15 protein-coding genes and 1 riboswitch are annotated in these 15,100 nt (G+C 64.5%); of the genes, 5 read left to right on the forward strand and 10 right to left on the reverse strand.

All coding sequences use genetic code 11. The annotated features are described in order from the left end of the window. The 5 genes from NDI87_RS11995 to NDI87_RS12015 all read left to right on the forward strand — a co-directional run. The coding region (locus tag NDI87_RS11995; RefSeq protein WP_296275483.1) for a purine-nucleoside phosphorylase at positions 1-708 on the forward strand (708 nt) is incomplete at its 5' end. Further along, a complete protein-coding gene (deoC, locus tag NDI87_RS12000) occupies positions 705-1,511 on the forward strand; it encodes a deoxyribose-phosphate aldolase (protein ID WP_296275484.1) in 807 nt (268 codons plus the stop codon). The genes NDI87_RS11995 and deoC, both read left to right, overlap by 4 nt. Before the next feature lie 9 nt (positions 1,512-1,520). Next, positions 1,521-2,858 (forward strand): thymidine phosphorylase, encoded by a 1,338-nt coding sequence (gene deoA / locus NDI87_RS12005; protein ID WP_296275486.1) that lies wholly within the window; start codon positions 1,521-1,523, stop codon positions 2,856-2,858. A gap of 70 nt (positions 2,859-2,928) precedes the next feature. Beyond that, on the forward strand, positions 2,929-3,702 hold the full coding sequence (locus tag NDI87_RS12010) for a lysophospholipid acyltransferase family protein (RefSeq protein WP_296275488.1): 774 nt from the start codon (positions 2,929-2,931) through the stop codon (positions 3,700-3,702). Between the two features lie 37 nt (positions 3,703-3,739). Then, positions 3,740-4,510, forward strand: a complete 771-nt coding sequence (locus NDI87_RS12015) for a glycosyltransferase family 2 protein (protein ID WP_296275490.1) — start codon at positions 3,740-3,742, stop codon at positions 4,508-4,510. Positions 4,511-4,655: 145 nt separating this feature from the next. On the opposite strand, the gene NDI87_RS12020 is transcribed toward NDI87_RS12015, so the two are convergent. From NDI87_RS12020 to NDI87_RS12065, 10 genes are all read right to left on the reverse strand, one after another. Then, positions 4,656-6,056: a diguanylate cyclase gene (locus NDI87_RS12020; RefSeq protein WP_296275492.1), complete on the reverse strand. Its 1,401-nt coding sequence runs from the start codon at positions 6,054-6,056 to the stop codon at positions 4,656-4,658. Between the two features lie 64 nt (positions 6,057-6,120). After that, positions 6,121-6,210, reverse strand: a riboswitch (cyclic di-GMP riboswitch). A 258-nt stretch (positions 6,211-6,468) separates the two neighbouring features. Beyond that, positions 6,469-7,206, reverse strand: coding sequence for a 3-oxoacyl-ACP reductase FabG (fabG, locus tag NDI87_RS12025; RefSeq protein ID WP_296275493.1), 738 nt, complete (start codon positions 7,204-7,206; stop codon positions 6,469-6,471). Beyond that, entirely contained in the window at positions 7,203-7,643 is a 441-nt protein-coding gene (locus NDI87_RS12030) for a 3-hydroxylacyl-ACP dehydratase (protein WP_296275501.1), read from the reverse strand. Before NDI87_RS12030 ends, fabG begins: the two co-directional genes overlap by 4 nt. Positions 7,644-7,705: 62 nt before the next feature. Next, complete coding sequence (locus tag NDI87_RS12035; protein ID WP_296275494.1) at positions 7,706-8,542, reverse strand: beta-ketoacyl synthase chain length factor; 837 nt, start codon at positions 8,540-8,542, stop codon at positions 7,706-7,708. Positions 8,543-8,551: 9 nt separating this feature from the next. Beyond that, positions 8,552-9,745 carry a beta-ketoacyl-[acyl-carrier-protein] synthase family protein gene (locus NDI87_RS12040; protein ID WP_296275502.1) on the reverse strand — a complete coding sequence of 398 codons (1,194 nt, stop codon included), beginning with the start codon at positions 9,743-9,745 and terminating at the stop codon, positions 8,552-8,554. A 67-nt stretch (positions 9,746-9,812) separates the two neighbouring features. After that, a complete protein-coding gene (locus NDI87_RS12045; RefSeq protein WP_296275495.1) occupies positions 9,813-10,478 on the reverse strand; it encodes a phosphatase PAP2 family protein in 666 nt (221 codons plus the stop codon). A gap of 10 nt (positions 10,479-10,488) precedes the next feature. Then, positions 10,489-11,295 (reverse strand): polysaccharide deacetylase family protein, encoded by an 807-nt coding sequence (locus NDI87_RS12050; protein WP_296275496.1) that lies wholly within the window; start codon positions 11,293-11,295, stop codon positions 10,489-10,491. Beyond that, on the reverse strand, positions 11,288-13,636 hold the full coding sequence (locus tag NDI87_RS12055) for an MMPL family transporter (protein WP_296275497.1): 2,349 nt from the start codon (positions 13,634-13,636) through the stop codon (positions 11,288-11,290). Before NDI87_RS12055 ends, NDI87_RS12050 begins: the two co-directional genes overlap by 8 nt. Then, positions 13,633-14,226 carry a LolA-related protein gene (locus NDI87_RS12060; protein ID WP_296275498.1) on the reverse strand — a complete coding sequence of 198 codons (594 nt, stop codon included), beginning with the start codon at positions 14,224-14,226 and terminating at the stop codon, positions 13,633-13,635. The genes NDI87_RS12055 and NDI87_RS12060 overlap by 4 nt, the downstream gene beginning before the upstream one ends. Next, a partial coding sequence (locus NDI87_RS12065) for an acyl-CoA synthetase (protein WP_296275500.1) occupies positions 14,223-15,100 on the reverse strand: 878 nt, incomplete at its 5' end. The genes NDI87_RS12065 and NDI87_RS12060, both read right to left, overlap by 4 nt.

Below are 15,100 nucleotides of genomic sequence, written 5' to 3' on the forward strand. Positions count from 1 at the left end.
CACCTCACCGACGCCGTCCAGATCCCGTACGGCGCGCTGGCCGGTTTTCCGCAGCCCGGCGTGGCCGGCCATGGCGGCACGCTGTGGCTGGGACAGATTGGCGCACAAAAAGTGGCCGTCATGAGCGGGCGCCAGCACGGCTATGAAACCGGCGCCGTGGACGGCATGGCGGTGCCGCTGCAAGTGCTTAAAGCCTTGGGCTGCCACACGCTGGTGCAGACCAATGCGGCCGGCAGTTTGCGCCCTGACATGCCGCCGCAAAGCCTGATGCTGCTGACCGACCACCTCAATCTGCCACAGCGCTCGCCGCTGGTGGGCACCGGCGGGTCCGGGCGCTTTGTCAACATGGTCGATGCCTACGACCCGGCGCTGCGCGCCCATGCACTGCGCGTGGCGCAGGCGCAGGGTGCCACCCTGTTCGAGGGTGTGTACGCCTGGTTTTTGGGCCCGCAATTTGAAACCCCGGCCGAGATCCGCATGGCCCGGCTGCTGGGTGCCGATGCCGTGGGCATGAGCACCGTGCCCGAGACCATCCTGGCGCGCCACCTGGGCCTGCGCGTGCTGGCGCTGTCCTTCATCACCAACCTGGGCGCCGGCATGTCGGCCGAGCATCTGAGCCACGCCCATACCCTGCAGCAAGCGCAAATAGGCAGTGCAAGTGCCAGCCGCTTGCTGGCCGACATCATTGCCGCCTGGCCATTCGCATGAACACCTCGCCACCAAGCCCCGTCCCCTTGACGAATGACACGCAAAGCAGCGCCCGCCTGGTTTTGGCCTGCCTCGACCTCACCAGCCTGAACACGGCTGACGCCGAGGCCGACATTGCCACCCTGTGCCAACGCGCCCAGAGTCCGTTCGGCCCGGTGGCTGCGGTGTGCGTCTGGCCGCGCCTGGCGGCCTTTGCCCGCGCCCAATTGCCGGCATCCATCGGCGTGGCGGCGGTGGCCAATTTCCCGCATGGCAACGCCGACATTGACGCAGCCGTGCGCGACACGAAACAGATCGTGCAAGCCGGGGCGCAGGAAGTCGACCTGGTGCTGCCCTACCGCAGCCTGATGGCCGGTGACGAACGCACTGTCGCAGAACTGCTGAACGTCGTGCGTCGGGCCTGCCCCGGCCTGCTGCTCAAAGTGATTCTGGAAACCGGCGAACTCAGGACGCCCGCGCTGATTGAGCGCGCCTGCCAGTTGAGCCTGAACAGTGGCGCCGACTTTCTGAAAACCAGTACCGGCAAAACCCCGGTCAGCGCCACGCTGGCGGCCGCGCGCACCATGCTCGCCGCCATCGCCGCCAGCCCTGCGGCGCGCCACCGTGTGGGCTTCAAGGCGGCCGGCGGCATCCGCACCGTGGCCGAGGCCGCCGCCTACCTGACGCTCACGCAAGAACTGCTGGGCGCTTCAGCCCTGACACCACAACGTTTTCGCATCGGTGCCAGCAGCCTGTTGAACAACATCGAGGCGGTGCTGTCCGGCGCGGCTGAACCCAGCGCCGCGCCGCGCGGCGCTTACTGAAACCTCACCATGCTGGCCCAGGAAATCATCCGCATCAAACGCGACGGCCACACCTTGGCGCGCGCCCACATCGACAGCTTTGTCAAAGGTCTGGTCGATGGCTCATGGAGCGAAGGCCAGGCCGCCGCGCTGGCCATGGCGATCTTTACCAAGGGCATGAGCCGCGCAGAAACCATTGACCTGACCCGGGCCATGACGCATTCCGGCCTGGTGATGAACTGGCGCGCCGCCCACCTGCACGGCCCGGTGCTGGACAAACATTCCACCGGTGGCGTCGGCGACAAGGTGAGCCTGATGCTGGCCCCCATCGTGGCGGCCTGCGGCGGCGTGGTGCCGATGGTCTCGGGCCGCGGCCTGGGCCACACCGGCGGCACGCTCGACAAGCTGGCGAGCATTCCGGGCTACAACACCGCGCCCGATTTGGCCACGCTGCACCGGGCACTGAAAAGTGCAGGCTGCGCCATCATTGGCCAGACGGCGGAGCTGGCGCCGGCCGACCGCAGGCTGTACGCGATTCGCGACGTCACGGCCACGGTGGAGTCGGTGCCCTTGATCACCGCCAGCATCCTGTCGAAAAAACTCGCCGCCGGGCTGCAGGGGCTGGTGATGGATGTGAAAGTGGGCAACGGCGCTTTTGCCGAATCGCTGGACATGGCCACCGCCCTGGCCGAATCGCTGGTGCAGGTGGCCAACGGTGCCGGCTTGCCGACGCGCGCCTGGCTCACCGACATGAACCAGGTGCTGGGCGGCAGCTGTGGCAATGCGCTGGAGGTGATGGAAGCCGTGCAGTTTTTGCGCGGCGAGGACGTGGACACACGCCTGAATGAAGTCACCCGACGCCTGAGCGCCGAGCTGCTGCTGATGGGCGGCCTGGCTGGTGACGAGGCCCAGGCCCTGCAGCAAGTGGATGACGTCTTGCACAGTGGCCGCGCGCTGGAACAGTTCGCGCGCATGGTCGCCGCGCTGGGCGGCCCGGCGGACTTCTGCGAGCGCCCCGGCCATTACCTGCCGACGGCACCGGTTCAATTGCCGGTGCTGGCGCCGCGCGGTGGTTTTGTCGCTGGCATGGCCACGCGCGACATCGGCCTGGCCGTGCTGGAACTCGGCGGCGGCCGGCGCCAGGCCAGCGACACGATTGATGCGCGCGTGGGTTTGTCGCAATTCACCCGGATTGGCCAGGCCGTGCAAACGGGCGAGGTGCTGGCGCTGGTGCATGCGGCTGATGCAGCGTCAGCCGAGCGGGCCCGCCAGACGCTGCTGGCCAAGGTTCAAATCAGCGATCAGGCACCGGCCCAGGCCCCGGTGCTGCTGCAACGCATCACCGCCCGTGAGGGAGCGCCCCCTTGACCGGGCAAAATACACCTCGCTCTCCCCATTGATGGAAAACAAGCCCTATGTCGTTATGAACGAGCGCGTGATGCCTCAACCCCGCCCGGCCCTGCATGAGACCATCAGGATGCACCTGGGTTTCTTGGTGCTGGGCCTGATCTGCCTCGTGGTCTCGCTGCTGGCGCTGCCCTTGCGGGCGGTTTTGCCACGGGGGCTGAGCAAGCGAGCCGGGCGCCAGTTGATCGCCCTGGTGTTTCGTTTCTACCTGCGCTCGCTTGAATTCATGGGGGCGTGTCGTTTCGACCTGACAGCGCTGGACGCGCTCAGGGCGGGTCCGGCCCTGGTCATTGCGCCCAACCACCCCTCGCTGCTTGATGCGGTCATGATCTTGTCGCGGCTGCCCAATGCCGTCTGCATCATGAAGGCCGACATCGTCAACAGTGTCTTTTTCGGCGCGGGAGCCCGACTGGCGGGCTACATCCGCAACACGCCGCTGCGCGCCATGGTGCAAGGCGCCGTCGACGATTTAAGCCAGGGCAGCCACCTGTTGCTGTTTCCCGAGGGCACGCGCACCACCCGCTTTCCGGTCAGTGCGATGCAAGGCACGGCCGGGCTGATCGCCAAAAAAGCCGGCGCGGCGGTGCAGACAGTATTCATTGAAACCGATTCAGGCTTTCTGGGCAAAGGCTGGTCGGTGTTGTGGACGCCCAAAATGCCCATCACCTACCGCATCCGGCTCGGCAAGCGCTTTGAGCCGCCCCAGCATACGGCGGACTTTGCCAGTCAACTGGAGCAGTATTTCCAGTCCGAGTTGGCCCATGCCCAGTTGCCCGAGTTTCCCGTCCTGGCACCGCCGGCCTGAGGGCGGGCCTTCATTTTTTACCTGTTGCTTGTCGCCAATGACTATTCCATCCCGCGCGTCGCGCACCCACCTGGTGCTGATTCCCAGCTACAACCCCGGCGCCAAGGTGTTCGAGACCGTGCGTTCGGCGCGCGCCCAGTGGTCGCCGGTCTGGGTGGTGGTGGACGGCAGTACCGATGCCAGCGCCGCGGGCCTGCAAGCCATGGCAGCGCAGGATCAGGACCTGCGTGTGATCGTGCTGCCGCGCAACGTCGGCAAGGGCGCGGCCGTGCTGCACGGGCTGGACCTGGCGGCGGCGCAAGGCTTCACCCATGTGCTGACCATGGACTCCGATGGCCAGCACCCGGCCCAGTTGATCCCCGACTTCATGGCCGCATCCATCGCCCAGCCGGCCGCCATGGTGCTGGGGGTGCCGGTGTTTGCGGCCGACGCGCCGCGCCTGCGCGTCAACGGGCGCAAGGTCTCCAACGGCTGGGCCAACCTGGAAACGCTGTGGGCGGGCATTGGCGATTCGCTGTTCGGTTTTCGCGTTTACCCGATCGAGCCGCTGCGCCGCGTCATGCATGGCCAGCGCTGGATGCGCCGCTTTGACTTTGACCCCGAGGCGGCGGTGCGCATGTGCTGGCAGGGCGTCAAACCCGTCAACCTGCCCGCCACGGTGCGCTATTTTCGCGCCGATGAAGGCGGGGTCTCGCATTTCAACTACCTGCGCGACAACCTGTTGCTGAGCTGGATGCACAGTCGTCTTTTCATGGGTTTTTTGCTGCGCCTGCCCTGGCTGATCGCCCGGCGCATCAAGGGTGTTTGAAGGGCGAAGGACAAGTCTGCGTAACCGGGTGCAGGCGAGCGGCAGCTTTATGGCAAGTCAGCTACAAGGACTTGGCGTATCGGTCAACAAGGATTCCTCGGGTCGCCATGGCATTGCGCAGTTTTTGGGTCGATCTATCGGGAAATCATGACCAACACGTTGCCTCAGACAGCCGAATCAAATTCCCGCCCGCTGTCTTGGCTTGGTACATAGCGGTATCTGCCAACTGCAGGAAGTCGTCATGCGTTCCTTCGCGGTCGATGAATACCACCACGCCAATGCTTGCAGTGCAACGATGCTCAATCAAGGCATCGATCGGCGAACCGTGTGTGATCGCCAGCCTGTACGGTTCAGCCAGAGCGGTACGAATTTTTTCCGCGGCGCTGCCCGCAAGCGCTGTCGATGCCGCTTTCTCCTCATTCAAGTCACCCATCATCACCACAAATTCATCGCCGCCAAAGCGTGCCACAGTATCGACCTCACGCACGCAGCTCTTCATGCGCATGGCTGCCTGCACCAGAAGCAAGTCGCCCACCACATGTCCATGTTTGTCATTGAGCGCCTTGAAATTATCCAGGTCAAGAAATAGGAGGGCGCCGTAGCGGTTGCTGCGCTTGCTCTCAGCCAGTGATTGGATCAGCCTGTCACCCATCAATCGACGATTAGGCAAATGGGTCAGCGGGTCATAGAAGGCCAGTTGCCGCACCTGCTCTTCCATCTGCTTGCGCTTGGTGATGTCCTCGACGATTCCAAGCCACAAGACCTCGCCGTTTGCCTGTGGAACAGGTGTCGATCCAATGTGCAAAAACTTGACATACCCATTAGACCCAACCCGACCGCTCCACTCAAATGGGCGCAATTGTTCGATGCCTTCCTGATTCAACTTGATGAAAGCATCTCTGTCATCGGGATGAATCGTCTGGAATACGACTGTGACATCCGCGAGAAGGCTCTGCTCGCTCGCTTCGAGCAATTCTGCAGCTCTTGGACTGACATAGTCAAGCCCGAAACTGCCGTCTGGCTTGCTGTTCAAGATATAAGTGCCAAACGGAATCTTCGACACCAAGATGTCATATTGCTGCTTGCTATGTGCCAGTGCCTGCTCGGTCTGTTTGCGCTCGGTAATGTCGCGCCAGACGCAGTAGATGACCTGTCGATCCAAAAGTTGGATTGCTGCAAGGGTCACCTCGGCAACAAAATCCGTCCCGTTGGCCCTGGTGTGTATCCACTCGAATCGATGCAGACCCTTGTCTTTGGCAATGGCCATCATGCGTTCGGCCTTGACGTAGGAGTCTTCCCCGTCGGGCTGTCTGGGTGGCGAGAGTTTTGCGGGGTGGACGTTCAGAAAGTCGTCGCGGCTCGGGTAGCCCAGGGTCTTGATGGCAGCCTCATTGCATTCAACAAACCGATTGCCGTCAATGATCCAGGTCGGGTCCGGCGACAACTCGAATAGCTGTTTGTAGCAGCCTTGATCACCTGGAAAAATTCCACAAGTTGCACCAGGATTCCCGACACGTAGCATGATGAACCCTCCCTTTGTTGCCATTTATTGGGCATCCAGGGCGAAGCTGCTATGCGGTACATTCGATTTCACAGAATGACGACCTTGAACCGGTAACCCCGCAGCCATATACCTTCGACAAGCATTTAGGCCGGTAGCTTTGCGTCACCACCTTTCAATGGTTTTGCCCTTGGGGACAATATTACACCCGGTTACAAAGAAGTCAAATGCGACCATGGCCCATTCGCCGAGATGATGGCGCCAAGTGTCGCAGTTGGTTGGTGCTGGGGTGGGGTAGACGTTGGGCGCGACATTAAAAAGTCCGAGGGACGCTGAGCGCCCGGCGCCTATCCCATCCCCGCCGGCTCAACCCCGATTCAGCATGACATTGCCCTTGATTGAGCCGTCAGAAGCCGCGCCCATATTGAGGTTCACAGCCTTCTTGGGTCGCCCCTCGCTAAATCATCCCGCCGTTGATGGAAATGATTTGCCCGCTGATGTAGGCGGCGCGCTCCGAGGCCAGAAAACTGACGAGATCGGCCACTTCATCGGTCCGGCCGGCCCGCTTCATGGGCACCATGCGGGCGATCTCGTCGGCGCTGAAGCTGCCTTGGCTCATGGCCGTGTCAATGATGCCCGGTGCCACGGCGTTGACGGTGATGCCGCGGCTGGCCAGCTCCAGCGCGAGTGACTTGGTGGCCGAATGCAGCGCCCCCTTGGCGGCCGCGTAGTTGACCTGGCCGCGGTTGCCCACCACGGCGGCGACCGAGGTGATGTTGATGATGCGTCCCCAGCGGGTGCGAATCATCGGCATCATCAAGGGCTGGGTGACATGAAAGAAACCGTTCAGCGACACGTCGATGACTTGCTGCCATTGCTTGAGTTGCATGCCCGGAAAGATGGCGTCGTCGTGAATGCCGGCGTTGTTCACCAGCACCTGGATCGGCCCCTGCGCCAACAGCGCCGCCAGCGCGGTGGTGCTCGCTGCTGCGTCAGTGATGTCAAAGGCCAGCGCCTGGGCCTGTCCGCCTGCGGCCTGGATGGCGTCGACCGTTGCCTGAGCGGCCTCCAGGTGGCGGTTGGCGTGCACGGTGACATGAAAACCATCGGCCGCCAGTTGTCGGCAGATCGCCGCGCCGATGCCGCCACTGCCACCTGTGACCAGCGCGCGTTTGCGAAGAGGAGTTGTGTTCATAGGTTTTGGGGGATTGGTGTGCCGGGTTGCGGCAAAGCCAGGCCCTGGGCGTCGAGGATGACCGCCGCGCGCCCGCCAAGCAGCAGCCTGGGCCCGGCATGAACCGTGAAACTGTACAGAACCGTGGTGCTGTCGCCGCTCAGGCGTTCGGCGTGGATGGCGAGCGCATCGCTCACATCATCAAGCCGGTCCACATGCAGCGTCACGCCGCGAACGCTGGCCAGGTAACCCAGGGTGGGGCCCTGGCGGGCAGCGCCGGCGCCGGACTCAGCCAGCAAGGCACCATGCACGGCCATGGCCTGCGCCGCATATTCAATGCCGCAAGCCGCGCCCAGTCGGCCGTGCGCGCGCAAGGGGTTGTCGCTGTCCCGGTGGCTGCTGGCCTGGCAGCGGATCTGCTGGGTGTCCCAGGCGCTCACGCGCTCCAGCAGGCACATGCTGCCCTGGTGCGGAATACGCCGCGCAATATCGGCGTGCTGCAGGGTTGCGGGGGCGCGCGTCAAAGGCAAGGCGCCACCTGCACCACCAGCTGCAAGCCGGCAAGGTAGTCCAGCACCACCTCGCCCTGGGTTTGAGTCGCCACACTGCGCAGCAGCGGCAGGCAGCGCGCGGCAGGAATGCTGCTGCGCAGGCGCTCCAGGGCGTCGTCTTGCAGGCACTGCGCCGGCGCGCCGGTCAGGCAGGCGACTGGCGCCAGGAACCACTGGGCCAGGCTGCGCTCGCTGCGCCTGGGCGCCAGCACCAGCGCCACGCCGAAGGTGTCCGGCAAAGGCCGCACGCTGCGCAGCGGCTCGGGGTAGTCGGTGTCATAGGCCACCAGCAACACCGCAGTTTGCTCAAGCATCACCTGCGCCATCGCCTCCAGCAGCCCGGCGGCGAAACTGCCATCAAACGCGCACAGCACCGACGAGCTGGCCATGGCGCCACTTGAAATGCTCCAGTAACCCGAAGCCGCGTTGTGCACCGAATTATGAAAGCGCGTGGGCGAAATCAGCCGGTCGCTTGACGCCAGCGCGCTGCAAATTTCATGGCAATTGATCGTGTCCCCACTCGACGAGGCAAACACGGAAGGCAGCGCGCTCGCCGACAAGCCTGAAGCCGTCACCGCTTCCTGGCCAATCGCCAGCGCCACCTTGACCACCGTGCCCGCGCGGCGGCGCTCAGCCGCTGGCAGTGCCATCGGCAGCGGCACGATGCAGCGCGCGCCCTGGTAGCTTTGGCTGCCCGCCAGCGCGCCACGGCCTTGCGCCCAGTTGCCCAGGCCAGGGCCCAGCAGGCCGATGCCTTCGACAAAAACGGTGAGGGGCGGCGCGGGCAAGGCAGAAGGCAGTGTCATCGCTTTTCCTTAACCGGCACGGCCAAAAATCAGGCTGCAATTGGTGCCGCCAAAACCAAACGAGTTGCTCAGCACGCGGGCCACGGCTTGTTCGCGGTTATTGATCAGGTAATTGAGTGCCAGCGCCGGGTCAGGCTGCTGGGTGTTCAGTCCACCCGGCAGCAAGCCGTGCTGCAGCGCCAGCGCGCAGATCACCGCCTCCAGCGCGCCGGCCGCACCCAGCGTGTGTCCGGTCGCGCCCTTGGTGGAGCTGCAGGGCGTGGTCGATCCGAACAGCGCTGACACCGCCTTGGCCTCGGCCGCATCGTTGCTTGGCGTGGCCGTGCCGTGCAGGTTGATGTAGTCAATGTCGGCAGCGCCGAGCCCGGCCAGCGTCAGCGCCTGCTGCATCGCCATGCGCGCGCCCAGGCCTTCGGGGTGGGGCGAGGACATGTGATGGGCATCGCTGGATTCGCCGACACCCAGCAGCAGCACGGCATCAGGAGCCAACTGCGCGGGCACCGGCTCCAGCAGGGCAAACGCCGCCGCCTCACCAATGGAAATGCCGTCGCGCCCGATGTCGAACGGACGGCAGGCCTGCGTTGACATCAGGCCCAGGGAATTGAAGCCATACAGGGTTGTCAGGCACAGCGAATCGACGCCGCCCACCACTGCGGCGTCGATCAGCCCGGTGGCCATCAGGCGCCGGGCCGAGGCAAATACCTTGGCGCTGGAAGAACAAGCGGATGACACCACGAAGGCCGGGCCGCTCAAGCCCAGGTAGTGACGCGTGAAGTCGGCTACAGAAAAGGTATTGTGCGTGGCCGCGTAAACAAAATCGGCGGGCAAGGCACCGCTGACCGGATCGCGCCGCCGATAAGCCAGCTCGGTTTGCAGAATGCCGGAGGTGCTGGTGCCGATGAAAACGCCGACGCGCTGCGGCCCGTACTTCTTGCTCGCGGCGGCGACCGCCTCGCTAAAACCGTCTTGCAGCAGGCCCAGCAGCGCGAGCCGGTTGTTGCGGCAATCAAAGGCTGCCAGTGGCGTCGGCAACTGCACCGCGTCCACCCCCGCGACCTCACCCACAAAGGTCGGCAGGTCAACCGTGTCGAAGGTGCATGGCATCAGCCCGCCCCGCTGCCGGCGCAGTGCGGACAGGGTGGACGCCAGTCCGCGACCAATGCTGCTGGTGGCGGTGAAATGGGAAAGCCAGAGCGAGTTCAGGGGGACACCAAGCCGATCTAAAAAGTGAGCCTGAGTCTAGCAAATTCAGGGGGTCGGGCCTGATCTGTCAGTTTTTCAGGGGCATAAGATGGCGCAAGGACAGGGCGGCTGCCAGCCCCCCCAGCAGCAGACCGGCCGCCACATCCACGACCACATGCTGGCGTGTGGCCAGTGTGGAATAGACGATGCCAGCGCACCACAGCCCATTGAGCAGGCGCAGCCACTGCGGCGCGCCAAAGCGGCGCAGCAGGTAGTGCAGCCAGAGACATGAAAAAATGGCGGTGGCCACATGCAGGGAAGGACAGGCATTGCCCGAGGCGTCCAGGCTCTTGAGGAAATCCACACCCGGATAACGCGCCCAGTCGATATCGGCGGCGGGGACCGCGGTAGGCCACAGGAAGAAGATGACCAGGCCACTCAGGCAAGTCCCCGCCATCGCCCGGCCATAGGCATAAAGTTCTTGCCGCGTTGCCAGCAAGGCCGGCGGCAGGGAGACGTAGATCCACAGCGAGACATACAGCGGCATGGTCCAGGGTTCAAAGCTGACCAGCCGGTCCAGCCCGGTCAAGGGCATCACCGTGACGGCGCTGGCGGGGTGTTTGAGCAGAAAGAAATAAGCGCCAAAAAACACGGCGATGAACAGCATGGTGCCCATGCTTTTCAGAACCATATGTTGGGAGAGGACCGCTGCCACCTGACGGTACCAGACGGTCTGCTGACGCGGCTCGTTCAAGGCTGCTCCTTCATGGCGATGCAGCCTGCCGCAAGGTCACAAAACGCAGACCGGCGGCCGCCGCAGACGCCAGCAGCCCCGGCAGCACTTCAAGCACGACCGGGACGCCCCGCGTGGTTCGCGCCGCATGGCCGTCGTGCAGCAGCAAAATGGCGCCGGCTTGCAAGCCACCCAGCAGTTGGTTTTGAACACGCCCGGCGTCGCTGATCCGGGTGTCGAAACCGCGTGCGGACCAACTGGCCAGCCTGAGCCCGAGCCGGGTCAGCACCGGGTCGAGAAAGGGGTTGCGCAAGCCGGCCGGGGCACGAAAAAACACGGGGCGCTGGCCGGTAATCGAGCTCAAAGTGTCTTGCGCGGCCTGCAGTTCGCGCGCCATGCCACGCGGCCCCAGCAGCGAAAAATGATGGCGGTGGTGCTGGCTGTGGTTTTCCACCGCGTGGCCCCGGCGCACGATGTCGCGGCACAGATCGGGGTAGCGGGCGGCTTGCTCGCCAATGCAAAAAAAGGTGGCCTGAACCGCGTAACGTTCCAGCAGATCGAGCACCAGCGGCGTGACGACCGGATCGGGGCCGTCGTCGAGGGTCAGCGCAATTTCATGGCGGGCCACAGCAGCGGCGGGCAAGCGTGTCCAGTTTGGCCCCAGCCAATGGCTGCGCGGCCACAGGCCGATAGCAGCAATCAGCAGGTGATTGAGCGCCACGCCAGCCAGCGCCCAAGGCCATCGCGCGGGCTCAGCCAGGACGGCCGCCACGGCCAGCAGATGAAGCACGGCGCTGGCGCCAAGCAACAAACGCCGCCGCCAGTGTGCCTCACGCATCGGACTTCCTGGCAAAAATGGCCGCATAGACCAGCGCCAATATGACGCCCGGCGCCACCGTGACGCCCATGGCCTGCAACAAAGAGACCTTGGAAAACGCCAGCACGCCAAACCCGGCCACCGTGGTGAGGTTGGCAAACAGCATCGAGGCCAGCGTGCGCGGCGCGATCGGCGTGCGCGCATCAAGTTGGTCAAAAAACAAGGCGTAATTGGAGCCCACGGCCACCACCAGCAGCAAGCCCACCAGATGCAGAATGATCAATTGCTGACCCAGCAGGGCCAGCCCGGCCGTGACGGTAATGACCGCCGCCGCCAGCGGCGCAATCAGGCGCAGCACACGCATCGGCGAGCGAAAAACCAGCAGCAGCAAGCCCACAATGGCGACCAGTCCACCCAGCGACAGCAGCGTGGCTTCATGCAAATAGCCGGCGTACAGGTGATCGGACTCGGCTTTCATGTCCACGAACAGCACATTCTTCAAGCCCGTGCGCGTCAAGGCCGTGCGAATCTTGTCGGCCTGGATGCCCACACCCTCCGGTGCGGTGAGCGGCAGCAAGGCGGTCCAGCGGTCCTTTTGCGCCAGTAACAAGGCGTCGAGCGCCATCGCCATGGAGGTCTGCGCCAGGTCGCCGGCCTGCAGCAGGGGCCGGCTGCGGGCGGCTTCAACGTCCGCCAGAAACGGTGTCAGCAGTGACGCGCGCAGCGGCAAGCCTTGCACGGCTTGTGCCAGGTTGGCCGCCAGCGGTGCCGCAAGGGGCAAGCTGGCCTGGCGGGCACGCTGCGTCGCCGCGCTGGGGAGGTAACGGCTGGGGCTCTGGAAGCCGGCCAGTTCGCCCTGATCGACTTGCGCTTGCAACAGCGCTGAAACCTGCTCGGCAGAGCGCAGCACCTCTTCCTGGCTGGTGCCGGAGACAACCACCAGATAACGCACGTCCGGCGCGCCCATGTCAGCCCGCAGACGGGTATCGAGCGCCACATCGGCCTGCGACACCGGACTCAGGGAGGCGATCTCGTCATTCAACAAGCTGGCCCGGCTGTTGATGAGAACGGCGCAGGCCAGCAGCAACAGCAGCGCGGCCGGCCAGCGCAGGGCCGCGGCGCGCTGCACCAGGCCAGCCATGACGCGCCCGACGTTGCTGACGTCGTGAATGCGAAAGTTGGCCGGCAGCAGCAGCGGCAGCACGAAACGGGTCACGCTGGCGGCGACGACCAGCCCGGCCATCGCATACAGGCCGAGTTGCGCCAGGCCCGGAAAGCCCGACAGCAACAAGGCGGCAAAGCCGGCCATGGAAGTCAGCACGCCGAGCCGGATGGTCGGCCAAAAACGTTTGATCCAGTGCTGCGGGTCGGCCTCGCCCTGTTCGGATTGCACAAACAGGTAGATCGAATAGTCCACCGCCTCGCCGATCAGCGCGGTGCCAAAGCCCAGCGTGATGCCATGCACCGAACCAAAGCCCAGGCTGACCGCCGCAACACCTGCCAGCACGCCGCTGATGACCGGCAAAAACCCCAGGGCAAGTGCCGTGAAAGAGCGGTAAACCAGCAGCAGCAGCGCCGCGACGAGCCCGACGCTGATGAGTGACAGCAGGCTGACCTGGCTTTTGATGGTGTCACGCGACGTCACCGAGAACACGCCGGGGCCGCTCATGAGCAGCCTGGCGTCCGCGTGGGCCTCGGGCGCCGTCTCAAATGCCTGACGAATCGCCGTCATGGCGCTTTGCTGGGCATCGGTATCGGAACCCGCGGCGCGCGTTTGCAGCAGCAGCAGGGCGCGCGCACCGTCGCGTGAGGCCCAGGCGCCCTGCACCAGCTTGGGCTGCGTGCCGCTGTTGAGCTGTTCGAGCAATTGCACCATCTCACCGGTCGGGTCGCGCGGCAACATGGATTTCACCAGCAGCCCGGCGGGCGATGCCAGCAGGTCAATGCTCTCGCTCAGGGCGGCATGTAACCCCTCCGCGCTGAAGCGCGCGGGCGTCACCGCCGGGCTCAAGAGATAACGGTTGTTGAACAGAAAGGCGCGGTCGCGCTCGGTGTTGACGGGCTCGCCATTGTTGACGGTGACAAAAGCCGCATCGGTGCGCAGGCGCTGCGCGATGTGTTTGGAGAGCTGCGCACGGCGGGGCGCATCGGCGCCTTCAATGCCGACCAGGATCAGGCGCGAGGCCAGGCCGTCACGCAGTTGGTCCATCAGCAGCCGCTGCTCCGGCGTGGGGGTGCGCGGCATGAAGGCCGACAAGTCGGTGGTGAAGCTGGTGCGGCTGATCACGCCAGCGCAGAGCAGTAAAAACGCCAGCCACAGCGCGACGGCCAGGTGGCCACGGCGGCGCGTATCAGGCCTCACGGCGTCACCAGTTTCTCAATGCGCATCACCGAGCTGTCGCCATCGGCCTGGATGATTTCGATGCCGCGCACCTGGTCACGGGCGCCGGTGATGCGGATGCGCTGCACCACGGCCAGCATCTTGTCGTCGCGTGGCAGCAGTTGCAGGGTCCAGCGCTCCGCCGTGCCCTCCAGGCTCAGTTGGTAGTTGCGTTCCAGCGCCTGGCGGTCGCCTGCCAAGGTGCCGCGAATGCTGTCGATAAACGCCGCCAGTTCAGGATAAGCCTGCAACTGCAGACGGTGTTTTTGCCGGCCGCGCTCAATCAACAACTCGCCGCCGTCGATCACCATGGATTCGGGTTTGGGCTTGAGCGTGCGCTTTTCCAGGTAGTCAGGCGCGGTGTAGAACAGTTGCCCGGACGACTCGACCGGGCGCTCCAGCATGGCCATATTTTTCTTCTCGACAAAGCTGGCCTGGCTGGACCGGTTTTGCGCCAGCGAGTCCATCAATTGCTGAAGGTCCCAGGCCGCCAAGGCCGCCGGGCTGGTGATGGCAAACACCAGGCCCAGCACGAGGGACGCCAGTCTAAAAAGTCGAACGGGGTGCATCATGGCGTGGGGTGATTTTTTTCAGGGGAACGGCTGGGTCGCGGCACGGGAGCGCGCCAGAAATCAAAGAAGTTGAACCAGTTGTAGGGCGCGCTGCGACAGTAGCACACCAGCAGCGCAGCATAACGCGCCATGGCCGCCTGGACCGCCAGCGTGCGTCCGCGCGGCGGCACCTTGGAGAAATCCGCCAGCGCCTCGAAATGGATGTCATACCGGTTGCCGCCGCGATACAGCCCGGTCATGAACAGGACCGGGCGCCTCAAGATCGCCGCCATCCGGAACGGCCCCAGCGGCAGCTCGGCCGGATCGCCCAGAAAGTCAAACGCGCGGGTGTCGTCCAGACCCAGCGAGCGGTCGCCCAACATGCCGACGACCGTGCCCTGACCCAGCAGTTCATGCACCTGAATCATCGAATCGATGTGGCCAAGTGCCACGATGTCCTGTTGCGCTTTCGGGTTGATGGCGCCGAGCGCGGCGTTGATCTTGCGCGCGTTTTCCTCAAACATCGCCATGACCACCCGCAGGCCGGGTTGTTGGCGGCCGATGGCCCGCAGCACTTCGAAACTGCCCAGATGCGCGCCGAGCAGGAAAACGCCTTGGCCGTCGGCCACGACCTGGTCGATGAGTTCTTGGTTATGAACGCGGATGTCGAACAGCTCGAAGCGCCCGTTGACCAGATAAACCCGGTCATGGGTCACCGACGCGAAACACAGGAAATGCCGAAACAAATGGCGCCAGCCGACCGATGCGGGCGTCGGCAGTTGCAGCACCCGCCGCAAATAATCGCGTGACATGCGACGCGCGGTCGGCGCAAACGCCAGGAAGTAAGCCGCGATCGCGTAAAGCACCACGCGGCTCGCGCGTCGGCCCAAGCGCA

It is taken from the genome of Rhodoferax sp. (assembly GCF_023701345.1).
In the GTDB taxonomy this organism is placed as follows: Bacteria; Pseudomonadota; Gammaproteobacteria; order Burkholderiales; family Burkholderiaceae_C; genus Rhodoferax.

Excerpts from the sequence above, each read along its gene's own strand:
- deoC (WP_296275484.1), top strand. The coding sequence starts at position 705 with ATGAACACCTCGCCACCAAGCCCCGTCCCCTTGACGAATGACACGCAA.
- deoA (WP_296275486.1), top strand. The coding sequence starts at position 1,521 with ATGCTGGCCCAGGAAATCATCCGCATCAAACGCGACGGCCACACCTTG.
- NDI87_RS12010 (WP_296275488.1), top strand. The coding sequence starts at position 2,929 with ATGCCTCAACCCCGCCCGGCCCTGCATGAGACCATCAGGATGCACCTG.
- NDI87_RS12015 (WP_296275490.1), top strand. The coding sequence starts at position 3,740 with ATGACTATTCCATCCCGCGCGTCGCGCACCCACCTGGTGCTGATTCCC.
- NDI87_RS12020 (WP_296275492.1), bottom strand. The coding sequence starts at position 6,056 with ATGGCAACAAAGGGAGGGTTCATCATGCTACGTGTCGGGAATCCTGGT.
- fabG (WP_296275493.1), bottom strand. The coding sequence starts at position 7,206 with ATGAACACAACTCCTCTTCGCAAACGCGCGCTGGTCACAGGTGGCAGT.
- NDI87_RS12030 (WP_296275501.1), bottom strand. The coding sequence starts at position 7,643 with ATGTGCCTGCTGGAGCGCGTGAGCGCCTGGGACACCCAGCAGATCCGC.
- NDI87_RS12035 (WP_296275494.1), bottom strand. The coding sequence starts at position 8,542 with ATGACACTGCCTTCTGCCTTGCCCGCGCCGCCCCTCACCGTTTTTGTC.
- NDI87_RS12050 (WP_296275496.1), bottom strand. The coding sequence starts at position 11,295 with ATGCGTGAGGCACACTGGCGGCGGCGTTTGTTGCTTGGCGCCAGCGCC.
- NDI87_RS12060 (WP_296275498.1), bottom strand. The coding sequence starts at position 14,226 with ATGATGCACCCCGTTCGACTTTTTAGACTGGCGTCCCTCGTGCTGGGC.